This window comes from Arenimonas sp. (assembly GCF_047602345.1).
Lineage (GTDB): Bacteria > Pseudomonadota > Gammaproteobacteria > Xanthomonadales > Xanthomonadaceae > Arenimonas.
In genome coordinates this window covers 325,701-350,439 of the sequence record NZ_JASGHN010000006.1, presented here as the reverse complement: position 1 = coordinate 350,439, position 24,739 = coordinate 325,701, and the positions used below count along the sequence as shown (strand labels likewise).

Sequence of the window (24,739 nt, the reverse complement as noted above, 5' to 3'; positions counted from 1 at the left end):
CTCGCCGTACGGGAGATGGCATCCTCCCCGAACCGCCATTCCGGCTGATGATGCCTACCCAAGCCCGATCGGGGCGGGTATTCGCGCCCCCGATTCCCGAGGAGAAGCGCGATGAATCTGTGGTGGCAGCAACTCCTGCTCGTGATGGGCGGCGGCGCGTTGGGCGCCGCGGGCCGCTTTCTTGTCGGCGGCTGGGCAACGCGACAACTGGGTCATGGATTTCCCTGGGGAACCTTGATCGTCAATCTGGCCGGCGCTTTCGCTGCAGGGTTCCTGCTCGTTTGGCTCGAAGGGCGCGGGCCGAACGCGTTGCTCTGGCGCGCTTTCCTGATGGTGGGGTTGCTTGGCGGCTTGACGACGTTTTCCGCATTGATGGTCGAGGCCCTGATCCATGCACGCGCCGCGCGTTTGGACCTGATGCTGGCCTATCTCGCCGCTTCGCTGTTCGGCGGCGTGACGTTGGTCTTTCTCGGGGCGCGCCTCGGCGAATCCCTGCGCGGCTGAAGCTTGCGTCGAGACCCTCCGCGTTCTAGCCTCCGGTCACCACTCGGGGAGGAGAGGGCAATGCGTATTCTGATCGCGGGGCTTGTCGGCGGCATCGTGTTCTTCGTCTGGGGCGCCTTGTCGCACATGGTCCTGGGCCTCGGCGACATGGGCGTGCGCTACGGCACGCCTTACCAGGCCACGCTGGCGGCCTTGAAGCAGGATGGCGGTGCCGGCGGCCTGTACATCCAGCCGACCGTCACCCAGGACAAGATGATGAACGAGGCTGCGCAGAAGGCCTTGGCTGCCGAGGCGGCGGGTCAGGGCTATGCCTTCATCGTGTATCAGCCGGGCGGCAACCCGGCCAACGCCGACATGGGGCCGACGCTCGGCAAGCAATTCGCAACCGATTTCGTGTCGGCGCTGCTCGCCGCCTGGCTGCTGTCGCTGGGCGCGCTCAGCTTCGGTCGGCGGGTGCTCGCTTCGGTGGCGATGGGCGTGTTCGCCTGGCTGGTCGTCTGCGTGCCTTACTGGAACTGGTACATGTTCCCGCTCGACTACACCTTGGGGCTGCTGGGGAAATACGCGATCGGCTGGGGACTGGCTGGCGCAGCGATGGCCTGGTGGCTGGGGCGAAAAGGCCGGTAACAGGCGCTGGTTTGCCGGGAATGGCGGGGCGCGGCGATAATGCCGCAGCCTGCTTTTTGTGGGTCCCTCCACAAAAGCCCGGCCATCCCTGGCCGGACTATTCAAAAAATCCGGTAAATCATGCTCGATCCGAACCTGCTCCGCGGCCAGTTGGCCGAAACCGCCGAACGCCTGCGCGTCAGCCGCGGGATCGAATTGCCCGTAGCGGCGATCGAAAAAATCGAAGCCGAGCGCAAGCAGATCCAGGCGCGCACGCAGGAGCTGCAGAACCTGCGCAATACGCGCTCGAAGGCGATCGGCCAGGCGAAAGGCAAGGGCGAGGATGTCTCGGCCCTGATGGCGGAGGTCGCCGGGATCGGCGACGAACTGAAGGCCTCCGAAATCCGCCTCGACGAGATCCGCGCGCAGATCGAAACCATCGCGCTCGGCATCCCGAACATTCCGCACGACTCGGTGCCGAAGGGCGGCGACGAGAGCGGCAATGTGGAGAAGCATCGCTGGGGCACGCCGCGCGCGTTCGATTTCCCGGTGAAGGATCACGTCGAACTCGGCGCGCGCGACGGCATGCTCGATGGTGATACGGCCGCCAAGCTCAGCGGCGCGCGCTTCACGGTGTTGCGCGGCGGCATCGCCCGGATGCATCGCGCGCTGGCGCAGTTCATGCTCGACCTGCATACCGGCGAACACGGTTACCAGGAAACCAACGTGCCGCTGCTGGTGAATGCCGATTCGATGCGCGGCACCGGCCAGCTGCCGAAGTTCGAGGAGGATTTGTTCTCGATCTCCGGCGAGGATCGTCGTTACCTGATCCCCACTTCCGAAGTGCCGCTGACGAATATCGTGCGCGACGAGATCGTCGATGAAGCGCGCCTACCGCTGCGCATGACGGCGCATTCCATGTGCTTCCGCGCCGAGGCCGGCAGCCACGGCCGCGACACGCGCGGCATGATCCGCCAGCACCAGTTCGAGAAAGTCGAGCTGGTGTCGATCGCACGCCCGGAAGAAAGCTACGACGAACACGAGCGCATGACGCGCTGCGCCGAGGTCGTGCTGGAGAAGCTCGGTCTGCCGTATCGCCGCATGCTGCTGTGCACCGGCGACATGGGCTTCGGTTCGACCAAGACCTACGATCTCGAAGTCTGGCTGCCGTCGCAGGACACGTATCGCGAAATCTCTTCCTGTTCGAACTGCGAAGCCTTCCAGGCCCGCCGCATGCAGGCGCGCTGGCGCAATCCCGCCACCGGCAAGCCCGAGCTCGTGCATACGCTCAACGGCTCGGGCGTGGCGGTCGGTCGCGCCCTGATCGCCGTGATGGAGAACTACCAGAACGCCGACGGCAGCATCACCGTGCCGGATGTGCTGCGTCCCTACATGGGCGGCGCGACAGCGATCTGATGCCTCTCTCTCCCCCCGTTGAAGGGGAGAGATCGGTTGTCATTGCATTACGCGGCCAGCGCCAGCGGCGCGGGAATCGCGGCGTGCGCGGTCTGCATGCTCTCGCTGCGCTGCTCGGCCGAGATGCTGAGGCCGCTCGCAGTGACGAATTCGATATCGGTCACGCCGAGGAAACCGAAGACGAAGCGCAGGTAGGGCTCGACGAAGTCGCGGCCGCTGGCCGCATCGTGGAAGCCGCCGCGGGTGCTGGCGACGATGATCTTCTTGCCGCCGGCCAGGCCTTCCGGACCCTCGGCCGTGTAGCGGAAGGTGCGACCGGCGACGGCGACGCGGTCGATCCAGGCTTTCAGCGACGAGGGGATCGAGAAGTTGTACATCGGCGCACCGATGACGACGACGTCGGCCTCGAGGAAATCCCTCAGTACGCGTTCTGCGCGCGCGGCGGCCGTCGGATCGGACTTGGCGAGGTCGCTGGCGTCCAGGTGCGGGATCGGATCCGAAGCCAGGTCGCGGTAGGCGATTTCCAGGCCGGGCACCTCCGCCTGCCAGCGTGCGACGATGGCGGCGCCGAGTTCGCGACTGGCGGACTGTTGGCCGAGAATGCTGGAATCGAGATGAAGAAGTTTCATGGCGTGCTCCCTTGGGTTGGGGCGGCGGGTTCGCCGTCGTTGGGAGCAAGATAATTGTTGTCGTTTTCGGAATAAACTGGTAAAAATATAAATCATTGTTCCATTATTGGAACAGTTAGCCGAAAGAGGAACCCTCCGTGCAAGACCTCAACGACCTTCAGTTCTTCGCCCACGTCGTCGAACATGGGGGCTACGCGGCCGCCGAACGTGCCCTCGGCATCCCGAAGTCGCGCCTCAGCCGACGCATCGCCCAGCTCGAAGAGGACCTCGGGGTGCGCCTGCTGCAGCGTTCGACGCGCAAGTTCGCCGTCACCGATGTCGGCCAGAGCGTGTATCGGCATGCGCAGTCGATGCTGGCGGAGGCGCAGGCCGCGCGCGAGGTCGTTGACAGGTTGAGTTCCGAACCTCGCGGGCTGATCAAGATCAGTTGCCCGCCGGCGCTGCTGCAGGAATGCGTGGCCGGCCTGTTGCCGGAATTCCTGCGCCGATTCCCGCTGGTCCGCGTGCAGGTACAGGTCAGCAATCGTCGAGTGGATGTCATCAACGACGGTGTCGATGTCGCGTTGCGCGTGCGCAGCCAGCTCACCGACGACGGCGATCTGGTGCTGCGGCGCTTCGGCGAAATACGCGAATTGCTGGTCGCCAGCCCGCGCTACCTCGACCGCGTCGGCCGCCCGAAAGTGCCGGCCGATCTGGACCACCACACGACGCTGTCGATGGTCGAGGACGAGTCGAAGCAACGCTGGATGCTGCACGGGCCGAACGGCGAGGTCTGGCGTGTCGAACTCAAGCCCATCCTGATGGCGCACGATTTCCCGTTGCTGCTCGGCGCCGCGCGCGATGGCATGGGCATCACGATGTTGCCGGAGACCGCCTGCGCCGAGGCCGTGCATCGCGGGGAGCTGGAAGTGGTCGTGCCGGACTGGCATCTGCCGATGGGCATCTGCCATGCCGTGTTCGCGTCGCGCCGCGGCCTGTTGCCGGCGGTGCGCGTGTTCATCGATTACCTGGCGGAAACCCTGCCGGGCGCCATCGAAGGCAGCCGCCTGCAATGCCGCGACATCGCCGCCAAGATGAAAGAGAACGCGCGGAAAAAGGGCTGACGCGCCAGGGGCGCTACTGGTAGGTCAGGCCGATTTCGTCATCCTGGAACCAGCGCACCTGCGCCTTGAAGCACATCACCTGACCGGGATCACCGAGCGGATAGACCAGCACTTCGTCGCCGATATGGAAGCTCCAGTTGCGCGGCCGCTTGATGCAGGCGCCGCCCTTGGAGAAATCGACCGTCTGCGCCTGGAAGGCGAGTTGTCCGCGCACCACGAGCACGAAGCCATGTTGCGAGGTGCGGGGGTGTTTGCGTCTTTCGAACAATGACATGCGGCGATCCTACAACGGCGTGCGGCTAAAGCGATTTCGTGCGGCCGCCGTCTACCGGAAGATTGATGCCGTTCACGTATCCGGCCTCGGGCGAACACAGGAAAACGATCGCGGCGGCGATCTCTTCCGGTTCCGCGAAGCGACCGGCCGGCACCGTGGCCAGCATGCCCTGGGCGATTTCCGCCGCCGGCTTGCCGCTGGCGGCGGCGCGCTCGGCCAGGATCTGCTGCAGGCGTTGGGTCTGCGTGTAGCCGGGCAGCACGTTGTTGACCGTGATGCCGAAGGGGGCCAGCTCGGTGGCTAGGGTCTTCGCCCAGCTGGCGACGGCGCCGCGGATCGTGTTCGACACGCCGAGGTTGGCGATGGGTTCCTTCACCGACGTCGAGATCACGTTGACGATGCGTCCCCAACGCGCGGCTTGCATGCCAGGCAGCACCGATTGCAGCAAGGTCTGGTTGGCGAGCAGATGCTGCTGGAACACCTGCAGGTACTGCTCCGGCGCGGCGGCATGCGCTGGACCGCCCGGCGGGCCGGCCGTGTTGTTGACGAGGATGTCCACCGATAGCGCGGCGCAGAGCGCGCCGATCTTCGCCCGCAGCGAGTCCCGGTCGGAGACGTCGGCCGACAGCGTTCCATGCGTTTGCTGCAATGGCGTAGGCAAGGTGGCGCGTACCGCATCCAGCCGGTCGGCCCGGCGCGCCAACAGGGTGATGGTCGCGCCGCGCGCCGCCAGGGCGATGGCCGCAGCCCGGCCGATGCCTTCGGAGCCGCCGCAGACCAGGGCATGTTTGCCTTGCAGGTCGGTTTTCATGCCTCGTCCTCGGGGGTGCGGGCAAGCCCTTCGCGCATGCGCTCGGCGATCGCTCGCTGGTTGTGATCGCCGCTGGCCAATGCATCGGACACGGCGATGCGGTTGGCGAGAGGATGGTTCTGGCTCAGCTTCAGCTTGAGGTCTATTCGTTCGGGGCGGAACAGGAAACCTACGATGCCACGCAACTGTCGGCGCTGGTCCTCGCGCTCGAACTCGAAACGCCAGTCGCTGCCGGCCTCGGCTTCGAAACGGTCGCTGAGATCGGAAACGATGGATGCGAGCCCGGCCTCGTCCTCGACGATTTCCAGGCTGCCGACGAGTTCGGCGACGACGTAGTTCCAGGTCGGAACGCGCGCCGCGCTTTCCTTGTCCGGATACCAGGACGGAGAAACATAGGCCTGCGGGCCCTGCAACAGCACGGTCGCGCGCGGATCGTGCCGCCATTGCGGATTGGCGCGCGACCAATGTCCTCGGATGAGTACTTCGTTTTCGCGCCGCTGATACAGCAAGGGCAGTTGGGAAACGAAGGGCGCGCCGCCCGCCACGGTGATGACGGTCGCGAACGGGTGCTCCCGGGCCAACCGGTCCAGTTCCTTCAGATCGTCTCCGGTGAAATGCCGCGGCGTATACATGGGACGGCCTAGTGCCGCGGCCCGAGCACGCGGACCATTTGCGGCAGCAATTCTTCGTCGTCTTCGCCCTGCGGCGGCTGCAGTTCCTCCAGCAGCATGCCCAGTTCGGCCGCGTCGTCGTCGTCCATGCCGTCGAGCGCACGGAAGTCCGCGTCCATCAACGCGCCGCGGGCGATCTCTTCGCTCTCGTAAGTCAGCGTATCGCCCTGGCTGTCGAAAACCTGGGCCACGCCGCTGGCCAGTACGCGCAGGCGCGCCCAGACCATCAGATGCTCCGGTGCGGCCAACCACCACTGCTCATGCTCGAAATCGAAACTTTCGTGATTCTCTTCCATCGTCAACGTCCCATAGTCAGGGCAATACAGATCCCGCTGCCCAGCAGCCCGATCAGGGTGATCCAGCCCATGATGCCCGCGATCGCGCCGAACTGGCGCAGGGCACTGTCGCCCAGCGATGCCTGTCCGAAACGCATCAGCCACCAGCTATAGGCCAGACCGCCCTCGTCCGTTCCCGAGGCGAAAGGCAGCTGCCGATCCAACTGTTGCCGATGCGCCAGCACGCGCATGCCGAAATGCGCTGGTCCGGCCGAGCCGGCCAGGCCGAGGAACAGGAATAACCAAATCGAGCCTATGACGGAGTTCATTCAGTTTCTTCCATACGTCCCGCTCCACATCAACCAGACAAGTAGCGCCGGTACGCCAATACGAGCCATGGCCTGGAACCGCAAATACCAAGCCATCTTGTTCACGTGATTGTCGTTGATAACGCGCTCGCGAAACAGGAAGACATGGCTCAGCACTCGGGCCTTCGTGAAGCCATCGCCGCGCAACGCGCGGTATTCCTCCGGACTCTCACCGCGGAGCGCCGACAAGAACAGCGCTGCGGCCTCCTGACAAAGTTCACGCGTGTCCCTGAGAAACCACGCGACGACGAGGGGCGTGACGATCCAGAACAGAGCATCCCACGGCACCATTTTTCAGAACGTGGCCAGACCCGGCGCGCGCGGGTAGGGGATGGCGTCGCGGATATTCGACAGGCCGCAGACGTACACCACCAGGCGTTCGAAGCCGAGGCCGAAACCCGCATGCGGAACGGTGCCGTAGCGACGGAAATCGCGGTACCAGTCGTAATGCGAGGGATCGAGGCCGAATTGGGCGATGCGCGCGTCGAGTACGTCCAGCCGTTCTTCGCGCTGCGAGCCGCCGATGATTTCGCCGATGCCGGGCGCGAGCACGTCCATCGCCGCGACGGTGCGGCCGTCGTCGTTCAAACGCATGTAGAAGGACTTGATCTGCTCCGGGTAATTCATCACCACGACCGGACGGCCGACGTGCACCTCGGTCAACCAGCGCTCGTGTTCGGTCTGCAGGTCCAGGCCCCATTCGACCGGGAAATCGAACTTCTGGCCGGACTTCTGCAGCAACGACACCGCGTCGGTGTAATCGATGCGCTCGAACGGCGCGGCGTTGAAGGCTTCCAGCTTGCTGATCGCGGTCTTGTCGACGCGCTCGGCGAGGAAGGCGAGGTCGTCCATGCGCTCGTTCAACACGGCGCGGAACACGTACTTCAGGAAGGCTTCGGCCAGGTTCGCGTCGTCGTTGAGGTCGGCGAAGGCGATTTCCGGTTCGATCATCCAGAACTCGGCCAGGTGGCGCGTGGTGTTGGAGTTTTCGGCGCGGAAGGTGGGGCCGAAGGTATAGACCTTCGACAGAGCGAGACAGAACGCTTCGACGTTGAGCTGGCCCGACACCGTCAGGAACGCTTCCTTGCCGAAGAAATCCTTGGAGAAATCGACCTGGCCGCTGGCGTCGCGCGGCAGGTTCATCATGTCCAGCGTCGAGATGCGAAACATCTGGCCGGCGCCTTCGGCGTCCGAGGTCGAGATGATCGGCGTGTTGACCCAGTAGAAACCCTGCTCGTGGAAAAAGCGGTGGATCGCCTGCGCCAGGCAATGACGGATGCGCGTGACGGCGCCGAACAGGTTCGTGCGCGGACGCAGGTGGGCGAAATCGCGCAGGTATTCCAGCGAATGCTGCTTGGGCTGCATCGGATAGGTGAGCGGGTCCTCGACCCAGCCGACCACCTCGATGGACGTGGCCTGGATCTCGAACTTCTGTCCCTTGCCCTGCGACGCGGCGAGCGTGCCGGTGGCGATCACCGAGCAGCCGGCCGAGAGTTTCTTCACTTCGCTTTCGAAATTGGAGAGCGATTCGGTCGCCACCACCTGGATCGGATCGAAGCAGGAACCGTCGCTGACATTCACGAAGGCCAGGCCGGCCGAATCGCGCCGGGTACGCACCCAGCCGCGGACGGTGACTTCACTGCCCGGGGCGATGCCGCCCGCGAGCGCCTGCTGGACGCTGACCACTGCCATACGCTTGAATCTCCGGCCCGCGGGCCTCATTTGTCGAACTGCAAGGATAACCGTTGGCGCTGTTCACCGCAGTGCCGACGATGACCGGCGTATAATCCGACTGTCCGTGGAAACAAGACCTATGGCCGTTACGCTCACCCCCTCAGCCGTCGATCGCGTGCGTCAGTACCTGGCGGAAACGCCGGGCGGCCTCGGCCTGCGTTTCGGCGTGCGCAAGAGCGGTTGCTCCGGCTGGGCCTACCTGATCGACATCGCCACCGATGCCCGCGAGGGCGAGCAGGTGTTCGAGCAGGACGGCGTCAGCGTGCGGGTGGACGAGGCCAGCCTCGAGCAGGTCGATGGCACCGTCATCGATTTCGTCCGCGATGGCCTGAACCAGCAGTTCGTCTTCCGCAACCCGCGCGTTACGGCCGAATGCGGCTGCGGCGAGAGCTTCACCACGACCGACGAAGCCGCCTGAGGCGGGCCTTGACCCGCCGGAACGGGCCGTCCTGCCTGGATTTCCTTCAAATCCGGCAACTTGCGCCGGTTTCGTGCCCTCTGGCATAATGCGCGGCTCCCGAAAGCCGACTGGCTGACGGGAGACCTTGCTCCACGGCATCCGGCCGGGGGCTGACCGGCCGCAGGGCCGCATCCACAAGGAAACACACCATGCGTCACTACGAGATCGTTTTCATGGTCCATCCGGACCAGAGCGAGCAGGTGCCGGCCATGATCGAGCGCTACAAGGCGCTGATCGAAGGCGACAACGGCAAGATCCACCGTCTGGAAGACTGGGGCCGCCGCCAGCTGGCGTACCCGATCGAGAACCTCGTCAAGGCCCACTACGTGCTCATGAACATCGAGTGCGGCCAGAAGGCGCTGAACGAACTGGTCGACGGCTTCCGTTTCAACGACGCCGTGCTGCGCCACATCGTCCTCTCCGAGGAAGAAGCCATCACCGAGCCGAGCCTCATCCTGAAGTCGAAGGACGAGAAGGGCGAACGCCGTCGTCGCGATGACGACGCCATGGACGGCGGCGACGCCGTCGACGCCAACTGAGCCCGAGGAGACCGACCATGTCCAAGTTCTTCCGCCGCCGCAAGTTCTGCAAGTTCACCGCCGAAGGCGTGACCAAGATCGATTACAAGGATCTGAACACGCTTCGCCAGTATCTGACCGAGAACGGCAAGATCGTGCCGAGCCGCATCACCGGCACCAAGTCCAAGTACCAGCGCCAGCTGCAGGCCGCGATCAAGCGCGCGCGCTTCCTGGCGCTGATTCCGTACACGGACAACCACAACGTGTAATTGCTTCGCCCGCTCGGCAGGGCGTTGTTGGGTGCCGGCTCGAAAATCCTCATTGACGATGAGTCAACTGCGGTTTTCTCGCCGGCTCCCGCCTAGCCCCGCCATCGCGCGCTTTGCAATCTTCTTCACTACTTCTTATCACCGTCCTTACGGACAGCCACAGTTGCGGCGCCGGAATCCTGCGCCGCTAACGTAAACGGAGCAAAACCATGCAACTGATCCTCCTGCAGAAAGTCACCAACCTCGGCGGCCTGGGCGACAAGGTCAACGTCAAGCCGGGTTATGGCCGCAACTATCTGATCCCTTACGGCAAGGCCGTGCCGGCGACCGAGGCGAACATCGCCGCGTTCGAAGCCAAGCGCGCCGAGTACGAAGCGAAGGCCAACGCCCTTCTCGCTTCGGCCGAAGCTCGCAAGGCTGCGCTGGAAGGCGCCGAGGTCACGATCCACGCCAATGCTTCCACCGAAGGCAAGCTGTTCGGTTCGGTCGGCACGCGCGACATCGCCGATGCCTTCACCGCCGCCGGCCACAAGCTGGAGAAGTCGGAAGTGGTGATGGGCGAGGGCCCGATCCGCAAGACCGGCGAGTTCGAAGTCACCGTGCACCTGCACGCCGACATCGAAACCAAGGTCAAGGTGCACGTGGTGGCGGAAGCGTAAGTCTTTACGCGACGCGCTGAACCGCGTTCATCGATTCGCCGAACGGCCGCCCCAGGGGCGGCCGTTCTGTTTCTGCGGAATGGGCGTCGTCTCGATCCGTGAGATGCGCACCGGTTATGCACAGGGTTGTTCTGCTGCAAGTCGCCGGCCCGGAGGTTACGATGGCCATGCCCTTTCCCGACCTCACCGACAAGAACGAGCGCATGTCCGCCCGGCCTGAATCCTTTCGCCACGACAGCAAGATAGACAGCCTGCGCATACCGCCGCAGTCGGTGGAAGCCGAGCAGGCCGTGCTCGGCGGACTGATGCTGGCACCGGATTCGCTCGATCGCGTCGGCGACCTGCTGGTCGAAGGCGATTTCTATCGCCGCGACCATCGCCTGATCTACCGTGCCATCCGCGAGCTGTCGGAAAAGAACCGACCGTTCGATGCGGTGACGCTGGGCGAATGGTTCGAAGCGAACAGCCTGTCCGAACAGATCGGCGGCACCGGCTATCTGATCGAATTGGCCAGCACGACGCCGAGCGCGGCCAATATCCGCGCCTACGCCGAAATCGTGCGCGAAAAGGCCGTGCTGCGGCAGCTGATCGATGCCGGCACCGAGATCGTCAACGACGGTTTCCAGCCGGAAGGCCGCGAAGTGCAGGAAGTCCTGTCGGCGGCCGAGATGAAGGTATTCAAGATCGCCGAGCAGGGCCGGCGCGGCCGCGCCGATTTCGTGCCGCTGCGCGAAGCGATGAAGGATGCGTTCCAGCTGCTGCAGGAACGTTACGAGAACCAGGGCGCCGTTACCGGCCTGCCCACCGGCTTCCACGATTTCGACGAGATGACGGCCGGCCTGCAGAACTCCGACCTGATCATCCTCGCCGCGCGTCCGGCCATGGGCAAGACGACGCTGGCGTTGAACATAGCCGAATACGGCGCCATCAAGACCAAGAAAGCCGTGGCCGTCTACTCGATGGAAATGTCGGCTTCGCAGTTGGCCTTCCGCCTGATCTCCTCCATCGGGCGCGTGAATGCCACGCGCCTGCGCACCGGCCAGCTCGAGGACGAGGACTGGTCGCGCGTGAACATGGCGATCCGCATGTTGTCCGACGTCAAGATCTTCATCGACGACACGCCGGCGCTGTCGCCGGACGTGCTGCGCTCGAAGGCGCGCCGCATCAAGCGCGAGCACGATCTCGGCCTGATCGTCATCGACTACCTGCAGCTCATGCAGGTGCCGGGCACGGGCGAGAACCGCGCGACGGAAATCTCCGAAATCTCGCGTTCGTTGAAAGCCCTGGCCAAGGAACTCAACGTGCCGGTGATCGCGCTGTCCCAGCTCAACCGCGGCCTCGAATCGCGCACCGACAAGCGCCCGGTCATGGCCGACCTGCGCGAGTCGGGCGCCATCGAGCAGGACGCCGACATCATCGTCTTCATCTACCGCGACGAGTACTACAACAAGGAATCGCCGGACAAGGGCCTGGCCGAAGTCATCATCGGCAAACAGCGTAACGGCCCGACCGGCATGGTGAAGCTGAAGTTCTTCGGCGAATACACCCGCTTCGACAACCTCGCGCGCGACTCCGTCGGCAGCTTCGAGTAGTCATCCCGGCTTGCGCTAGACTTCGTGCATCACCACGGCGGGGCAAGGCGAATGCGGGCATCGATAGCGGCGGGATTGGCGTTTTCCCTGTTGGGTTCGTCGGCGGTCTTCGCTGGCGAACTGGATATCTCCCGCGTCCAGACACTGTCGGCCGCTGCACAGGAAGCCTCGGAAGGGGCCAACGACGACTATCTCGCCGGCGATCCGCAAAAGGCCCTGGCGCGCCTGCGCAGTATCGAGAAAACGGGCGATGCCGAAGCGGCCTTCGTACTCGGCAACATGACTTGGGTGATGCATCCCGCCGAATCGTTCGCCTGGCACCGGCAGGCCCTGGAATGGGGCGGCGACAATGCCGCCGTGCAGCTGGAGCTGGCGCTGCATTACACGCGCCAGGAGAATTGTCCGGAAGCGGTCAGGGCCTGGCGCCGAGTCGAAGCGGCGGGGGAGTTGCAAGGCTATTTCCCGGCGGTCGCGGCCTATTGTTTGCTCGTCCTGGGGCAGGATCGCGAAGCGTTTGCGATGTTCGCATTGGCCAAGTTCGGCAAGGTCGGAAAATTCGAGGGCTTGCTGGAAGAGATATGGGGCGAGCGGCCCACTCTCGCGAGTTTCGCCGACGCGATGGCCGCACTCAGAGCCGGCAAGTCGACGGACGCGAGCGAGGCCATGAAGTTCGCGACGGCGCTGCCGGGATACGACGGACAGCGCGCACGCGTCTTCGCCGTGATGCTCGAGGCGTCCAACCCGGTGGCGAAGACCGATCCGGCCCTCAAGGATCTTGCCTGCCTGCGACCCTGGATAGACGACGACCTTCGTCGTGGCGCGCTGTATCGAGAACGCAACGAGTCCTACGATTTTCCGGACGAGGCGCAACGCAAGCGTGAACGGGCGAGCCAAGCCGAGGCCCTGAGGTCGGCGCTGGATGGCTGCGGGTTCGTGCTGGGCGAAGGCCGGCTTCCTGCCAGCGATTCGCTGGCGCGTGTCCTTTTGTCCGACGTCATGGAGTTCCAACTCGCCACGGCGAAAGAACTGCTTGAGCGGCACGGTGCCGGTCTGAAGGCGCGTGCCGAGTCGGAGGCCGGCGACGTCGAGGCACTCAGCCTGCTGGCAGCCCTGCAGTTGCGCGCGGAAGATCGCGCCGGTCTTGCGCAAAGCGATCGCTATGGTTGGGAGCGCTACCGCGATGCGCGTTTCGCCGCGAGCCGCGTGGCGGGCCTGGGCGCGGGCACGGCCGAAGAAAAAGCATCTGTCGCCGCGGAAGCGCGTCGTGCCTTGAAGGATTTTCCCGATAGCGCCTACGTGCTGATGCTGGTTCTGACCGAGGGCGATCTAAAGGGCGAAGAACGGAAGCGGGCGTTGCGATCGCAGGTGCTTGCGGAGTTCCACGGCCTGACCGCGGAAAGCGTGCTGCACGCGAGCAAGAGCGCACGAAGGCTGGTCGAAGCTTTCGTCGAGTATCGGGACTTGGTACAAGCCGATTCGACAGAGACCGGCGGCTGAGCGGACGAGCGGCTTAGCCGATGGAGCCGCCGATGTATTCCCGCGGAATGCGTTCGTTGAGATTCACCAGCACTTCGTACGGAATCGTACCCGCCAGTTGCGCCACTTCCTCGACCGGGATGGCGGCATCGCCCTGGCCACCGATCAGCACGACCTCGTCCTCGTTGTAGGCCGAACCATCGCCGATGTCGACCATGAACTGGTCCATGCAGATGCGTCCGACGATGGGATGCCGCTCGCTGCGGATCAGCACCGCGCCGCACGAGGACAGCGCACGCGAAAGGCCGTCGCCGTAACCGATCGGGATCGTCACCACGCGCGTGTCGCGTTTCGGCGCCCAGGTCGCGCCGTAGCTGACCGGATGGCCGGCTTGCACGACCTTGAAGTAAACCACCTGCGATACCAGCGAGAGCGCCGGACGCAGGTCGATTGTGCGACGGGCCGCCGGGTCGGGCAGGGCACCGTACAAGACAATGCCCGGGCGTACCATATCCAGCCAGGAATCGGGGTTGTGCAGCACGCCGCCGGAATTGGCGATATGGCGTAGCGGCATAGGCGCGCCGATGCGTTGGATGTGGGCGCAGGCTTCGGCGAATCGCTCGATCTGCTGCGCCGTCATCGGCGAGTCGGGATCGTCGGCACAGGCGAGATGCGAATAGATGCCCTTGATCTCGCACCAGCGCGAGGCGCAGGCCGCTTCGATGAAGGCGCCGCAGGAATAGCTGTGCACGCCGATGCGTTCCATGCCGGTATCGATCTTCAGGTGCACGATGGCCTTGCGTCCCATCGCCTCGGCGGCGGCTTCGACCTGGCGCAGCTTGTCCAGCGAAGAAACCGTCACCTCCAGGTCATGCGCGATGAACTGCGCCACCTGCTTCCCGAAGATCCCGCCGAGCACCAGGATCGGCACTGTCACGCCGGCGCGGCGCAGGGCGATGCCTTCTTCGACGAAAGCCACGCCGAGCTGTTCCACGCCCTGCGACTGCAGGTGCAAGGCCACCGGCAACAGGCCGTGGCCGTAAGCATTGGCTTTGATGATGGCCATGACCGGCACGCGGACATGGGCGCGAATCGCGCGCAGGTTGTGCGAGAGGGCGTCCAGGTCGACGCGGATGCGGGTGGGGCGCTGGCTAACCGGATCGCTCATGCCGCAATTGTAGGGGTGGGCGGCATCGCTGGCGACTGCTCGGCGTACGCGCTGCCGCGCGCGTTCACGAGAGATGGACAGGCTTCACCGCAGACTGTGCGCGGTTCCATTGGAAGCCGCCATGCCCTCCGTCATCGTCTGGTTCCGCCGCGATCTGCGCCTGGCCGACAATCCCGCCCTGACGGCTGCGTTGGAGTCGGGACATTCGATCGTTCCGGTCTATATCCATGCATTGAACGAGGAAAAACCCTGGCAGCCCGGCGCCGCCTCGTCGGCCTGGCTGCATCGTTCCCTGCTTGCGCTGGACCAGGACCTTCGCCAACGCGGTTCGCGATTGATCCTGCGCAGCGGCGATAGCCTGAAGGAGTTGGAGACGCTCGCCGAGCAAACGCAGGCCGAAGCGGTTTATTGGAACCGGCTGTACGAACCGGCCTGCATCGCACGCGATACGCGGGTCAAGGACGCGTTGAAACGGCGCGGACTGCAGGTCGAGAGTTTCAACGCCGCTCTGTTGGCGGAACCCTGGACCCTGGCGACCGGTACCGGCGGTCCCTACCGCGTCTTCACTCCTTTCTGGAAGAACTTGTCGCAGCGCCTCGGCAGCCCATCGCCGGATCGCCCGCCGGAACGCCTGGTCGCACCGCCCGAGCGCCTGATATCGCAGGCGCTAGCCGACTTGAATCTGCAACCGGCTCCACCGCAACCGGCGTGGGACGAGGGCTTCTGGGAGAAATGGCAGCCGGGCGAGGGCGGGGCGCGGGAGGCACTGGACGTATTCGTCGATGGCGCCGTCCACGGCTACGGCCAGCAGCGCGATTTCCCCGATCGCATCGGAACCTCGCTGCTTTCGCCGCACCTGCACTTCGGGGAAATCTCGCCACGCCAGATCCTTGCGCGCCTGAGGTCCGAGCATTGGCCCGCCAGAACCGAGCCGGACGTTGCGCACTACCTGCGCGAACTGGGTTGGCGCGAGTTCTCCCATCACCTGCTCTATCACTTCCCGCAGACGTCCGAAAACAACCTCAATCCGCGCTTCGACGACTTCCGCTGGGCGCCGGTGAATCCGGAAACGCTGGCGGCCTGGCAGCAAGGGCGCACCGGCGTGCCGATCGTCGACGCCGGCATGCGCGAGCTCTGGCGCACGGGATGGATGCATAATCGCGTGCGCATGATCGTCGCCAGTTTCCTTTGCAAGAACCTGCGCTACCACTGGTCGCATGGTGCGCGCTGGTTCTGGGACACGCTGGTGGACGCCGACCTGGCCAACAACACGCAGGGCTGGCAATGGACGGCAGGTACCGGCGCCGATGCCGCGCCCTATTTCCGCATCTTCAACCCGGTGACGCAGGCACAGCGCTTCGATTCGGCGGGCAAATACGTGCGTCGCTGGGTGCCCGAACTCGCGAACCTCCCGGACAAGGCGCTATTCGCTCCCTGGGAGCTGCCGGCCGCGACGCTGGCCGAACTCGCACCCGACTATCCATCCCAGCCCCTGGTCGATCTGAAAGCCAGCCGGGAGCAGGCGCTGGCGGCGTATTCGACCTCGCGTTAGAGCGGTTTCCGCGTTGACCATGCCCCGGCGGCCCATGCACCATGGGCGAACGCCGAAAGGATGCCGCCATGAGCGAAACCGCCACGCCGAAACTGCGCCGCGAACCGATGTCGCGGGTGGATACCGCCTGGCTGCGCATGGAACGCGCGACCAATCTGATGATGATCACCGGCGTGATGATGTTCGACTCGCCGATGGACATCCAGACGCTGCGCAAGGTGGTCGAACAGCGCTTCCTGGCCTATCCGCGTTTCCGGCAGAAAGCGGTGGAGACCCCCGCCGGCGCCTGGTGGGAAACCGATCGCGACTTCGACATCGACTGGCATATCCGGTTGACCGCCTTGCCCGGGCGCGCGGGCAAGAAGGAACTCGAACGCTTGACCAGCCAGCTCGCCTCGACACCGCTGGATCAGACCAAGCCGCTATGGCAGTTCCATCTCGTCGAGAAATACGGCGGCGGTTCCGCCCTGATCACCCGTATCCATCATTGTTATGCCGATGGCATCGCCCTGGTGCAGGTGCTGCTCTCGCTGACCGACACCAGTTCGGAACCGAAACCTTCCGAGCGGCTGGAGAAGGCCTGGCTGAAGAAGGAGCACGCGCCCGTCGCCAAGCGCGTCGGTCGCATCGACCGCTACATGAAGCTGGGCAGCCAGATGCTCGAACGCGGCATGGATCGTGTATCGCGATCCGACCATGGCGGCGCTGATGGCGAACGAGGGCGTCGAGATCGCGCGCGAAGTCGGCCACGCCTTGTCGCTGTCGGACGATCCGCCGACGGTGCTGAAGGGCCGGCTCGGCGTCAGCAAGCGTGTTGCCTGGGCCGAGCCGCTGAACTTGAGCGAAGTGAAGTCGGTCAGTCGTGCCCTGCGTTGCACGGTCAACGACATCCTGCTGGCTTCGGCCAGTGGCGCGCTGCGCAGCTACATGCTCGAGCGCGGCGAGCAGATCGACGGCGTGACCATCCGTGCCACGGTGCCGGTGAATCTGCGCCCGCTGGAACACGCCAAGCAGCTGGGCAACCACTTCGGTCTCGTTTTCCTCGACCTGCCGGTCGGCGAGCACAATCCGATGCGACGTCTCGAACGCGTCGCCGCCTGCATGCGCGTGTTGCGCAAGTCGCGCCAGGCCGTGGCGACCTTCGGCGCGCTGGCGGCGGTCGGCATGGCGCCGGCGGCGGTGCAGGGCATGGCGCTGGAGATGTTCAGCCGCAAGGCCTCGGCCGTGGCCACCAACGTGCCAGGCCCGCAGATGCCGCTGTATCTCGGCGGCAGCAAGGTCAAGGACCTGATGTTCTGGGTGCCGCAGACGGGTTCCATCGGCATCGGCATCTCCATCATCAGCTACAACGGCGAAGTGCATTTCGGCCTGATGGCGGATGCGAAGTTGATGCCGGACCCGGATTCGGTCATTCGCCGTTTCCGCCCCGAGTTCGAGAAGATGCTGTACCTGGCGCTGATGGCGCGTTGGGAAGGCGAATTCACCGCCGAAGATGCCGAGGCCTTGATGCTGGATGGCCCGGAGTCCTGAACGCCGGCTGTCGCATGCCGGTGCCAGCGCGCATCCCGAGGCCCTGTCGACTTCTCTTTGGGGAGGATCGCCCCCAAAGGAGTAGCCATGAACAACACTTGTGATATCCCCGGTATCGGCCTGCGCGTTTCGCCGAACCAGGTTCCGGACCCCATGCACGACATCTCGCCCGGTCTGGATCGCGGCGAAGCCGTATTGGCCGGCGGTTGCTTCTGGTGCACCGAGGCCGTGTTCCGCCGGCTCGACGGCGTGCAGGAAGTGCAGCCCGGTTATGCCGGTGGTGCGGCCGACGCGGCCAACTACAAGGCCGTCTGCAGTGGGGCCACGGGTCATGCCGAGGTCATCCGCATCGTCTACGACCCGGCGCGCACCAGCTACGGCCAATTGCTGAAGGTCTTCTTCGCCGTGGCGCACGACCCGACCCAGAAGGACCGACAGGGCAACGACGTCGGTACGCAGTACCGCTCGGCGATCTTTCCGATCGACGACGCGCAGGCGCAGGTGGCGGCCGACTACAAGGCGCAGCTCGAGCGCAGCGGCGTCTTCGCCGGCCCGATCGCGACGACGATCGAACCGCTGGAGGCCTTCTTCGTCGCCGAGGCCTATCACCACAACTATGCCGCGCTGAATCCAGGCCAGTCGTACATCCGCTATGTCTCGATGCCCAAGGTCGAGAAGCTGGAAAGCTATTTCGGTGACAAACTCGCGAAGGAAGGTTCCCGATGAGCAATGGCGTCACCATTCCGCGCTCTGCCTCCGGTTATGATCTGCGCCCCCTGCGCGGCGAGGCGCGCGAGCGCGCGGCGGCGAAACTCAGCCCGGAAGAGCGCCGCGTCCTGCTGGAGCACGGCACCGAGCGTGCGTTCTGCGGCACCTTGTTGAACAACAAGCACGCGGGCGTTTATGCCTGCCGTCTCTGTGGCCTGCCGTTGTTCCGTTCCGACGTGAAGTTCGAATCCGGCACCGGCTGGCCCAGCTTCAATGCGCCGTTCGATCCGGCCCACGTGCTCAACATCGAGGACAACAGCTACGGCATGAAGCGCGTGGAGATCCGCTGCGCGCGCTGCGACGGTCATCTGGGCCACGTCTTTCCCGATGGTCCCCCGCCGACGCACCTGCGTTATTGCCTGAATTCGGCGGCGATGGATTTCTTCGAAGACGGCCGCTTGCCGGAACAGAAGACCGCCGACTAAGGTTCAGCGATCCGGGAAACGGCTGGCATGCGCCGCCAGCAGTTCCTGGGCGATGGAGGCACCGGCCAGCGCGGTGATGTCGGCCGAATCGTAAGGCGGCGAGACCTCGACGACGTCCATGCCGACGATGTCCAGTCCGGCCAATCCGCGGATCAGCCTTAGCGCCTCGTGCGTGTTGAAGCCGCCGACCACGGGCGTGCCCGTGCCCGGGGCGCAGGCGGGGTCGAGGAAATCGATGTCGAAACTGACGTAGCAGGCCGACGAGCCGACACGTTCGCGGATGGCGGCGATGCAGGCGTCGACGCCCTGCTGGTGCAGCCAGCGCGCATCCAACACCTGGAAGCCGTGCGTTTCGGCATTGAAGGTGCGCATGCCGACCTGGATCGAACGGGCCGCATCGACGATGCCTTGCTGCGCGGCATGGAAGAACATCGTGCCATGGTCGATACGCCCGGTGCCATCGCGCCAGGTATCGCTATGCGCATCGAAATGGATCAACGACAGCGAGCCGTGCCTTTCGTGCAGGGCCTGCAGTATCGGATAGCTGATGTAGTGATCGCCGCCCAATGTCAGCGGCACGACGCCGCGCCCGACGAATTCGCGGTATTGCGCACGGATCGCGTCCGGCACCTTGGCCGGTTCGCCGTGGTCGAAGAAGACATCGCCCCAATCGATCACATGCAGGCGATCGAGCGGATCGAAATCCCAGGCATAGGGCTGGCACCAGGCCAGCGAGGCGGAGGCGGCACGGATGGCGCGCGGACCGAAACGCGTGCCGGGTCGGTTCGTCGTCGCGGTATCGAAAGGCACGCCGATCACGGCGACATCCACGCCGTCGAGGTCTTTCGTGTAGCGGCGGCGCAGGAAACTCAGGGCGCCGGAGTAGGTCGGTTCGGCGCGACTGCCATAGGGCGACTCGCGGGTGAACGCCAGATCGACATGCGAAGGCGTGGCGGGGGATTTTTCGCTGGGCGACATCGTGGCTACCTCATCGGGCTTCCACTCGTCGTTCCCTGTCAGGCCGGGACGAGACTCACCGGTATCTATTTACTTCATCGTCGGCATGCTGAACTCGGCGCCGGTGCGGATGCCGGTCGGCCATCGCGCGGTCACCGTCTTCATTCGTGTGTAGAAGCGCACGCCGTCGGGGCCATGCATATGCAAGGGGCCGAACAGCGAGCGTTTCCAACCGCCGAAACTGTGGAAGGCCATCGGTACCGGAATCGGCACATTGATGCCGACCATGCCGACCTGCACCTGGTGCGCGAACTGGCGCGCGCTGTCGCCGTCGCGGGTGAAGATCGCCGTGCCGTTGCCGTATTCGTGTTCGTTGACGAGCTTCAGCGCCGCGTCGAAATCCGGGGCGCGCACGACGCAGAGCACTGGTCCGAAGATCTCTTCGCGGTAGATGCGCATGGCCGCCGTGACGCGATCGAACAAACAGCCACCGAGATAGAAACCATCTTCATGACCCGCGACCTTCAGGCCGCGACCGTCGACGACGAGCTCGGCGCCTTCTTCCACGCCGAGATCGACATAGCTGCGAACTTTGTCCCGATGCGTGCCCGTTACCAGCGGACCCATATCGGGGTCGCCCTGGCAGCCCGGGCCGACGCGCAGCGCCTGCACCATCGGCTTGAGCCGGGCGATCAGCGCGTCGGCGGTCGCATCGCCGACACAAACCGCCACGGAGATCGCCATGCAGCGCTCGCCGGCCGAACCGTAACCGGCGCCGAGCAGGGCGTTCGCGGCCTGATCCATGTCCGCATCGGGCATGACCACCATGTGGTTCTTGGCGCCGCCCAGGGCTTGCACGCGTTTGCCGGCCGCACTGCCGCGGGCGTACAGGTATTCGGCGATCGGCGTCGAGCCGACGAAGCTGACGGCCTGCACGCGCGGATCGTCGAGCAAGGTATCGACCGCTTCCTTGTCGCCATGCACGACGTTGAACACGCCGTCCGGCAGGCCGGCTTCTTTCAGCAGGCGCGCCAGGATCATCGGCGGCGTCGGATCGCGTTCGGAGGGTTTCAGGATGAAGGTATTGCCGCAGGCGATCGCGATGGGAAACATCCACATCGGCACCATGCAGGGGAAATTGAACGGGGTGATGCCGGCGACCACGCCCAGCGGCGCGTACTCGCTCCAACTATCGACGCCGCCACCGACATTCATCGAATGCTCGCCTTTGAGCAGGTGCGGAATCCCGCAGGCGAATTCGACGACTTCCATCCCACGCGTCAGCTCCCCGCGCGCATCCGACAGCACCTTGCCATGTTCGGCGGTGATGGTGGCCGCGATCTCGTCGGCATCCCGTTCCAGCAGTTCCTTGAACTTGAACAGCACGCGTGCGCGATTGAGCGGCGTGACGGCGGCCCAGGCCGGGAAAGCGCGGGCAGCGGATTCGATCGCCGCTTCGACCTCGGCTTTCGACGCCAGCGGAACGCGGCCGCTGACGCGGCCGGTCGCCGGATCGAAGACATCGCCGTTGCGCCCGCTGCTGCCCGCAACTTCCCGTCCGTGGACGAAATGCGCGAGTTGGGCGGGCGCGGGGCTCATCGGATCAGACCAGCGCCTTCTCGGCCGGCACGTACTCGTAACCGAGGTCGCGCGCGACGGCTTCATAGGTCACCTTGCCGGCGTGGATGTTCAGGCCGTTGAGCAGGTGCGGATCGTCGAGCATCGCCTTCTTCGGGCCCTTGTTCGCCAGCTGCACGGCGAAGGGCAGGGTGGCATTGGTCAGCGCGAAGGTCGACGTGCGGGCGACGCCGCCCGGCATGTTGGCGACGCAGTAGTGGATGATGCCGTCCACTTCGTAGGTGGGGTTCTGGTGCGTCGTGGCCTTGCTGGTCTCGAAGCAGCCGCCCTGGTCGATGGCGACGTCGACGAGAACCGAGCCCGGGCGCATCAGGCCGAGCTGGGCGCGCGACACGAGTTTGGGTGCGGCCGCACCGGGAATCAGCACCGCGCCGATCACGAGGTCGGTATCGGGCAGGCGCTCTTCGATCGCGTCGTGCGTCGAATAGATCGTCGTCAGCTGATGACCATAGACCTCGTCGAGATACTTCAGGCGATCGAGCGAGCGGTCGAGAATGGTGACGTGCGCGTTCATGCCCATCGCCATGCGCGCGGCATTGATGCCGACCACGCCGCCGCCGATCACCAGCACTTCGGCCGGCTTCACGCCCGGCACGCCGCCGAGCAGTACGCCGGAACCGCCCTGCGCTTTTTCAAGCGCATGCGCGCCGGCCTGGATCGACATGCGTCCGGCGACTTCGCTCATCGGCGCCAGCAGCGGCAGGCCGCCCTTGCGATCGGTCACCGTCTCGTAGGCGATCGCGGTGCAGCCCGAGGCGATCAGCGCCTTGGTCTGTTCCGGATCCGGCGCGAGGTGCAGATAGGTGTAGAGCAGCTGGCCCGGGCGCAGCATCTTGCATTCGTTCGGCTGCGGTTCCTTGACCTTGATGATCATTTCGGCGCGCTGGAAGATTTCTTCCGCGGTATCCACGATCTCGGCGCCGGCCTTCTGGTACATCTCGTTGGTCAGGCCGATGGCCTTGCCGCCGTCGCGTTGCACCATCACCTTGTGGCCGTGCGAGATCAACTCGCGCGCACCCGAAGGCGTCAGGCCGATGCGGTATTCGTGGTTCTTGATTTCCTTGGGTACGCCGATAAGCATGTTGTCGCCCTCCCGGGCATCAGTGGGCGATTCTTGAACCTGCGGCGCTTGTCGTTTCACCGACTTCGCTCGTCACGGTTTTCGACATCCCCGGTTGTTCTCGTGGGCGCCAGTCGGCGCGGTGGCGATTTTAAGCCATTGCGGATCAGTTTGTTTCCCGGATGGCCTCGGCGATACGGCCGAAAATCTGGTCGATATGGGATTTTTCCAGGATCAGCGGCGGCGACAGGGCAATCACATCGCCGGTCGTCCGGATCAGCAGGTCTTTCTCGTGGAAGCAGCGCGTGAATACGTCGAAGGCGCGGGCACCGGGCTTGCCGTCTCGCGGCGCCAGTTCGATGGCGCCGATCAGGCCGAAATTGCGGATATCCACCACGTTCGGCAGCTCGCGCAGGCCGTGCACGGCGTTTTCCCAGTACGGGCCGAGTTCGATCGCCTTCTCGAACAGGTTCTCTTCTTCGTAGGTATCCAGCGTGGCGAGCGCAGCGGCACAGGCGACCGGGTGTCCGGAATAGGTGTAGCCGTGGAACAGGTCGATCATGTTCTCCGGGCCTTGCATGAAGGCCTCGTGCACCTTGTCCGAAACGAAGACCGCACCCATGGGTATGGAGCCGTTGGTGAGGCCCTTGGCGGTAGTGATCATGTCGGGGGTGACATCAAAACGCTGCGCCGCGAAGGCTTTGCCGACGCGGCCGTAACCGGTGATGACTTCATCGAAGATCAGCAGGATGCCGTGCTTGTCGCAGATCTCGCGGATGCGTTGCAGGTAACCCGCTGGCGGCAACACGACGCCGGCGCTGCCCGAGATCGGTTCGATGATGACGGCCGCGATCGTGCTGGCATCGTGCAACTGCACCAGCCGCTCGAGATCCTCGGCCAGTTCAACGCCGTGCCAGGGCAGGCCGCGGCTGAAGGCATTGCGCGAAATGTCGAGCGTGTGCCGCAGGTGGTCGACGCCCGGCAGCATCGGCCCGAAGAACTTCCGGTTGTTGACCATGCCGCCGACCGACATGCCGCCGAAGCCGACGCCGTGATAGCCCTTTTCGCGGCCGATCAGGCGGGTGCGCTGGCCTTCGCCGCGTGCGCGGTGGTAGGCCAGCGCGATCTTCAGCGCGCTGTCGACCGCTTCGGAGCCGGAATTGGTGAAGAACAGATGTTTCAGCGACGGAGGCGCGATCGCCGCCAGGCGCTCGGCCAGCACGAAGGGCAGGGGATGCCCCATCTGGAAGGTCGGGGCGAAGTCGAGCGTGGCGATCTGCCGCTGCACCGCTTCGACGATGCGCGGGCGCGCATGGCCGGCGTTGCAGCACCACAGGCCGCCGGTGGCGTCCAGGATTTCCCGGCCGTCCACCGAGCGGTAGTGCATGCCCGAGGCGCTGGCCAGCATGCGCGGCTTCTGCTTGAACTGCCGGTTGGCGCTGAAGGGCATCCAGAAGGCGTCCAGATGTTCCGGGGCGGCCACGGCCTGGGCTTCGTAGGCATCGCCAAGGGCGGATTCAGTGTCGGAAGCGGTCATGGCGGCGGTCTCGCGGCAGCGGGTCCGCCCAGCTTAGCCTGTTGAATAAAATTTACAATATGGCGGGCTTTGTTGCGAAATTGACCACGCCGGGTGGGGGTGTTAAATATTCGGCAACACAGAAAACAGGCTGTCCATGGATATCGGTTCGCGACTGCAGGCGGTACGCACCAGCAAGGGTCTGAGCCAGCGCGAGCTGGCCAAGCGCGTGGGCGTCACCAACAGCACCATCTCGCTGATCGAACAGAACAAGGTCAGTCCGTCGGTCAGTTCGCTGAAGAAGGTGCTCGACGGCATTCCCATTTCCCTGGCCGATTTCTTCACGATGGATCTCGCCGGCGATGCCAGCGACGGGCCGTTCTATGCCGCCGAGGACATGCCGGACCTGGGCAGCAACGACATCCACTACTTCCTCGTCGGCAAGCGCCGTCCCAATCGCCAGATGTGCATCCTGCGCGAAGTGATGCCGCCCGGCAGCGACACCGGCGAGAGCATGCTCTCGCACGATGGCGAAGAGGGCGGGGTGATCATGCAGGGCCAGGTCGAGATCACCATCGGCGAACACGTGCGCGTGCTCGGTCCCGGCGAGGCCTATTACTTTGAAAGCCGCACGCCGCACCGTTTCCGCAACATCGGCAGCGAGCCGGCCATCCTGGTCAGCGCCAGTACGCCGCCGACGTTCTGAATCCTCGTATTCGGTAGCGCGGCATCGTCGCCGTTGCTGCCATTCCATCGGAGC

28 protein-coding genes, 1 pseudogene and 1 riboswitch are annotated in these 24,739 nt (G+C 64.8%); of the genes and pseudogenes, 16 read left to right on the top strand and 13 right to left on the bottom strand.

The annotated features are described in order from the left end of the window. The first annotated feature begins 2 nt into the window (after positions 1 to 2). Positions 3 to 64: riboswitch (Fluoride riboswitch) on the top strand. 47 nt (positions 65 to 111) lie between these two features. From crcB to serS, 3 genes are all read left to right on the top strand, one after another. Continuing rightward, positions 112 to 504: a fluoride efflux transporter CrcB gene (gene crcB, locus QM707_RS06150; RefSeq protein ID WP_415000980.1), complete on the top strand. Its 393-nt coding sequence runs from the start codon at positions 112 to 114 to the stop codon at positions 502 to 504. A gap of 60 nt (positions 505 to 564) precedes the next feature. Beyond that, positions 565 to 1,131: a hypothetical protein gene (locus QM707_RS06145; RefSeq protein ID WP_415000979.1), complete on the top strand. Its 567-nt coding sequence runs from the start codon at positions 565 to 567 to the stop codon at positions 1,129 to 1,131. 120 nt (positions 1,132 to 1,251) lie between these two features. Further along, entirely contained in the window at positions 1,252 to 2,526 is a 1,275-nt protein-coding gene (gene serS, locus QM707_RS06140) for a serine--tRNA ligase (RefSeq protein WP_415000978.1), read from the top strand. A 47-nt stretch (positions 2,527 to 2,573) separates the two neighbouring features. On the opposite strand, the gene QM707_RS06135 is transcribed toward serS, so the two are convergent. Continuing rightward, positions 2,574 to 3,155 carry an FMN-dependent NADH-azoreductase gene (locus QM707_RS06135; protein WP_415000977.1) on the bottom strand — a complete coding sequence of 194 codons (582 nt, stop codon included), beginning with the start codon at positions 3,153 to 3,155 and terminating at the stop codon, positions 2,574 to 2,576. A 137-nt stretch (positions 3,156 to 3,292) separates the two neighbouring features. Between QM707_RS06135 and QM707_RS06130 the strand changes: the two genes are divergently transcribed. Then, the gene (locus QM707_RS06130) at positions 3,293 to 4,258 is read left to right on the top strand and encodes a LysR substrate-binding domain-containing protein (protein ID WP_415000976.1); all 966 of its coding nucleotides are present in this window, start codon (positions 3,293 to 3,295) and stop codon (positions 4,256 to 4,258) included. A 13-nt stretch (positions 4,259 to 4,271) separates the two neighbouring features. On the opposite strand, the gene QM707_RS06125 is transcribed toward QM707_RS06130, so the two are convergent. From QM707_RS06125 to asnS, 7 genes are read right to left on the bottom strand one after another with little or no spacing between them, the layout of a single operon-like run. Then, the gene (locus QM707_RS06125) at positions 4,272 to 4,532 is read right to left on the bottom strand and encodes a PilZ domain-containing protein (RefSeq protein WP_415000975.1); all 261 of its coding nucleotides are present in this window, start codon (positions 4,530 to 4,532) and stop codon (positions 4,272 to 4,274) included. A 25-nt stretch (positions 4,533 to 4,557) separates the two neighbouring features. Beyond that, a complete protein-coding gene (locus QM707_RS06120; RefSeq protein ID WP_415000974.1) occupies positions 4,558 to 5,343 on the bottom strand; it encodes an SDR family oxidoreductase in 786 nt (261 codons plus the stop codon). Then, positions 5,340 to 5,975: an FMN-binding negative transcriptional regulator gene (locus tag QM707_RS06115; protein WP_415000973.1), complete on the bottom strand. Its 636-nt coding sequence runs from the start codon at positions 5,973 to 5,975 to the stop codon at positions 5,340 to 5,342. The genes QM707_RS06120 and QM707_RS06115 overlap by 4 nt, the downstream gene beginning before the upstream one ends. A gap of 8 nt (positions 5,976 to 5,983) precedes the next feature. Beyond that, positions 5,984 to 6,310, bottom strand: a complete 327-nt coding sequence (locus QM707_RS06110; RefSeq protein WP_415000972.1) for a hypothetical protein — start codon at positions 6,308 to 6,310, stop codon at positions 5,984 to 5,986. Between the two features lie 2 nt (positions 6,311 to 6,312). Further along, positions 6,313 to 6,618 (bottom strand): hypothetical protein, encoded by a 306-nt coding sequence (locus QM707_RS06105; protein ID WP_415000971.1) that lies wholly within the window; start codon positions 6,616 to 6,618, stop codon positions 6,313 to 6,315. Then, positions 6,619 to 6,948 carry a hypothetical protein gene (locus QM707_RS06100; RefSeq protein WP_415000970.1) on the bottom strand — a complete coding sequence of 110 codons (330 nt, stop codon included), beginning with the start codon at positions 6,946 to 6,948 and terminating at the stop codon, positions 6,619 to 6,621. Positions 6,949 to 6,951: 3 nt separating this feature from the next. Continuing rightward, entirely contained in the window at positions 6,952 to 8,349 is a 1,398-nt protein-coding gene (gene asnS / locus QM707_RS06095) for an asparagine--tRNA ligase (RefSeq protein ID WP_415000969.1), read from the bottom strand. Between the two features lie 121 nt (positions 8,350 to 8,470). Between asnS and QM707_RS06090 the strand changes: the two genes are divergently transcribed. The 6 genes from QM707_RS06090 (at position 8,471) to QM707_RS06065 (ending at position 13,386) form a co-directional block, all read left to right on the top strand. After that, positions 8,471 to 8,809, top strand: a complete 339-nt coding sequence (locus QM707_RS06090; RefSeq protein WP_415000968.1) for a HesB/IscA family protein — start codon at positions 8,471 to 8,473, stop codon at positions 8,807 to 8,809. A gap of 191 nt (positions 8,810 to 9,000) precedes the next feature. Then, positions 9,001 to 9,390, top strand: a complete 390-nt coding sequence (gene rpsF / locus QM707_RS06085) for a 30S ribosomal protein S6 (protein ID WP_415000967.1) — start codon at positions 9,001 to 9,003, stop codon at positions 9,388 to 9,390. Positions 9,391 to 9,407: 17 nt separating this feature from the next. After that, positions 9,408 to 9,638 carry a 30S ribosomal protein S18 gene (gene rpsR / locus QM707_RS06080; RefSeq protein WP_415000966.1) on the top strand — a complete coding sequence of 77 codons (231 nt, stop codon included), beginning with the start codon at positions 9,408 to 9,410 and terminating at the stop codon, positions 9,636 to 9,638. 209 nt (positions 9,639 to 9,847) lie between these two features. Continuing rightward, positions 9,848 to 10,297: a 50S ribosomal protein L9 gene (rplI, locus tag QM707_RS06075; RefSeq protein WP_415000965.1), complete on the top strand. Its 450-nt coding sequence runs from the start codon at positions 9,848 to 9,850 to the stop codon at positions 10,295 to 10,297. 203 nt (positions 10,298 to 10,500) lie between these two features. Further along, the gene (locus QM707_RS06070; protein WP_415001814.1) at positions 10,501 to 11,889 is read left to right on the top strand and encodes a replicative DNA helicase; all 1,389 of its coding nucleotides are present in this window, start codon (positions 10,501 to 10,503) and stop codon (positions 11,887 to 11,889) included. Positions 11,890 to 11,940: 51 nt separating this feature from the next. Beyond that, positions 11,941 to 13,386, top strand: a complete 1,446-nt coding sequence (locus tag QM707_RS06065; RefSeq protein WP_415000964.1) for a hypothetical protein — start codon at positions 11,941 to 11,943, stop codon at positions 13,384 to 13,386. Positions 13,387 to 13,399: 13 nt separating this feature from the next. On the opposite strand, the gene alr is transcribed toward QM707_RS06065, so the two are convergent. After that, positions 13,400 to 14,533, bottom strand: a complete 1,134-nt coding sequence (gene alr / locus QM707_RS06060; protein WP_415000963.1) for an alanine racemase — start codon at positions 14,531 to 14,533, stop codon at positions 13,400 to 13,402. Positions 14,534 to 14,654: 121 nt separating this feature from the next. Between alr and QM707_RS06055 the strand changes: the two genes are divergently transcribed. The 5 genes and pseudogenes from QM707_RS06055 to msrB all read left to right on the top strand — a co-directional run bounded on the left by QM707_RS06055 (position 14,655) and on the right by msrB (position 18,808). Continuing rightward, positions 14,655 to 16,085, top strand: coding sequence for a cryptochrome/photolyase family protein (locus QM707_RS06055; RefSeq protein WP_415000962.1), 1,431 nt, complete (start codon positions 14,655 to 14,657; stop codon positions 16,083 to 16,085). Positions 16,086 to 16,126: 41 nt separating this feature from the next. Further along, a pseudogene (locus QM707_RS06050) lies at positions 16,127 to 16,657 on the top strand (wax ester/triacylglycerol synthase domain-containing protein); the annotation flags it as partial. 106 nt (positions 16,658 to 16,763) lie between these two features. After that, positions 16,764 to 17,615, top strand: coding sequence for a WS/DGAT domain-containing protein (locus QM707_RS06045; protein ID WP_415000961.1), 852 nt, complete (start codon positions 16,764 to 16,766; stop codon positions 17,613 to 17,615). A gap of 87 nt (positions 17,616 to 17,702) precedes the next feature. Then, positions 17,703 to 18,341: a peptide-methionine (S)-S-oxide reductase MsrA gene (gene msrA, locus QM707_RS06040; protein ID WP_415000960.1), complete on the top strand. Its 639-nt coding sequence runs from the start codon at positions 17,703 to 17,705 to the stop codon at positions 18,339 to 18,341. After that, complete coding sequence (msrB, locus tag QM707_RS06035; RefSeq protein ID WP_415000959.1) at positions 18,338 to 18,808, top strand: peptide-methionine (R)-S-oxide reductase MsrB; 471 nt, start codon at positions 18,338 to 18,340, stop codon at positions 18,806 to 18,808. The genes msrA and msrB overlap by 4 nt, the downstream gene beginning before the upstream one ends. A gap of 3 nt (positions 18,809 to 18,811) precedes the next feature. Here msrB and speB read toward each other — a convergent pair whose 3' ends face one another. From speB to QM707_RS06015, 4 genes are all read right to left on the bottom strand, one after another. Next, positions 18,812 to 19,786, bottom strand: a complete 975-nt coding sequence (speB, locus tag QM707_RS06030; protein WP_415000958.1) for an agmatinase — start codon at positions 19,784 to 19,786, stop codon at positions 18,812 to 18,814. A gap of 69 nt (positions 19,787 to 19,855) precedes the next feature. Next, complete coding sequence (locus tag QM707_RS06025) at positions 19,856 to 21,364, bottom strand: CoA-acylating methylmalonate-semialdehyde dehydrogenase (RefSeq protein WP_415000957.1); 1,509 nt, start codon at positions 21,362 to 21,364, stop codon at positions 19,856 to 19,858. A 4-nt stretch (positions 21,365 to 21,368) separates the two neighbouring features. Further along, positions 21,369 to 22,484, bottom strand: coding sequence for an alanine dehydrogenase (gene ald / locus QM707_RS06020; RefSeq protein WP_415000956.1), 1,116 nt, complete (start codon positions 22,482 to 22,484; stop codon positions 21,369 to 21,371). Between the two features lie 145 nt (positions 22,485 to 22,629). Further along, complete coding sequence (locus QM707_RS06015; protein WP_415000955.1) at positions 22,630 to 24,000, bottom strand: aspartate aminotransferase family protein; 1,371 nt, start codon at positions 23,998 to 24,000, stop codon at positions 22,630 to 22,632. A gap of 136 nt (positions 24,001 to 24,136) precedes the next feature. Between QM707_RS06015 and QM707_RS06010 the strand changes: the two genes are divergently transcribed. Beyond that, positions 24,137 to 24,685, top strand: coding sequence for a cupin domain-containing protein (locus QM707_RS06010; protein ID WP_415000954.1), 549 nt, complete (start codon positions 24,137 to 24,139; stop codon positions 24,683 to 24,685). The last annotated feature ends 54 nt before the right edge of the window (positions 24,686 to 24,739 follow it).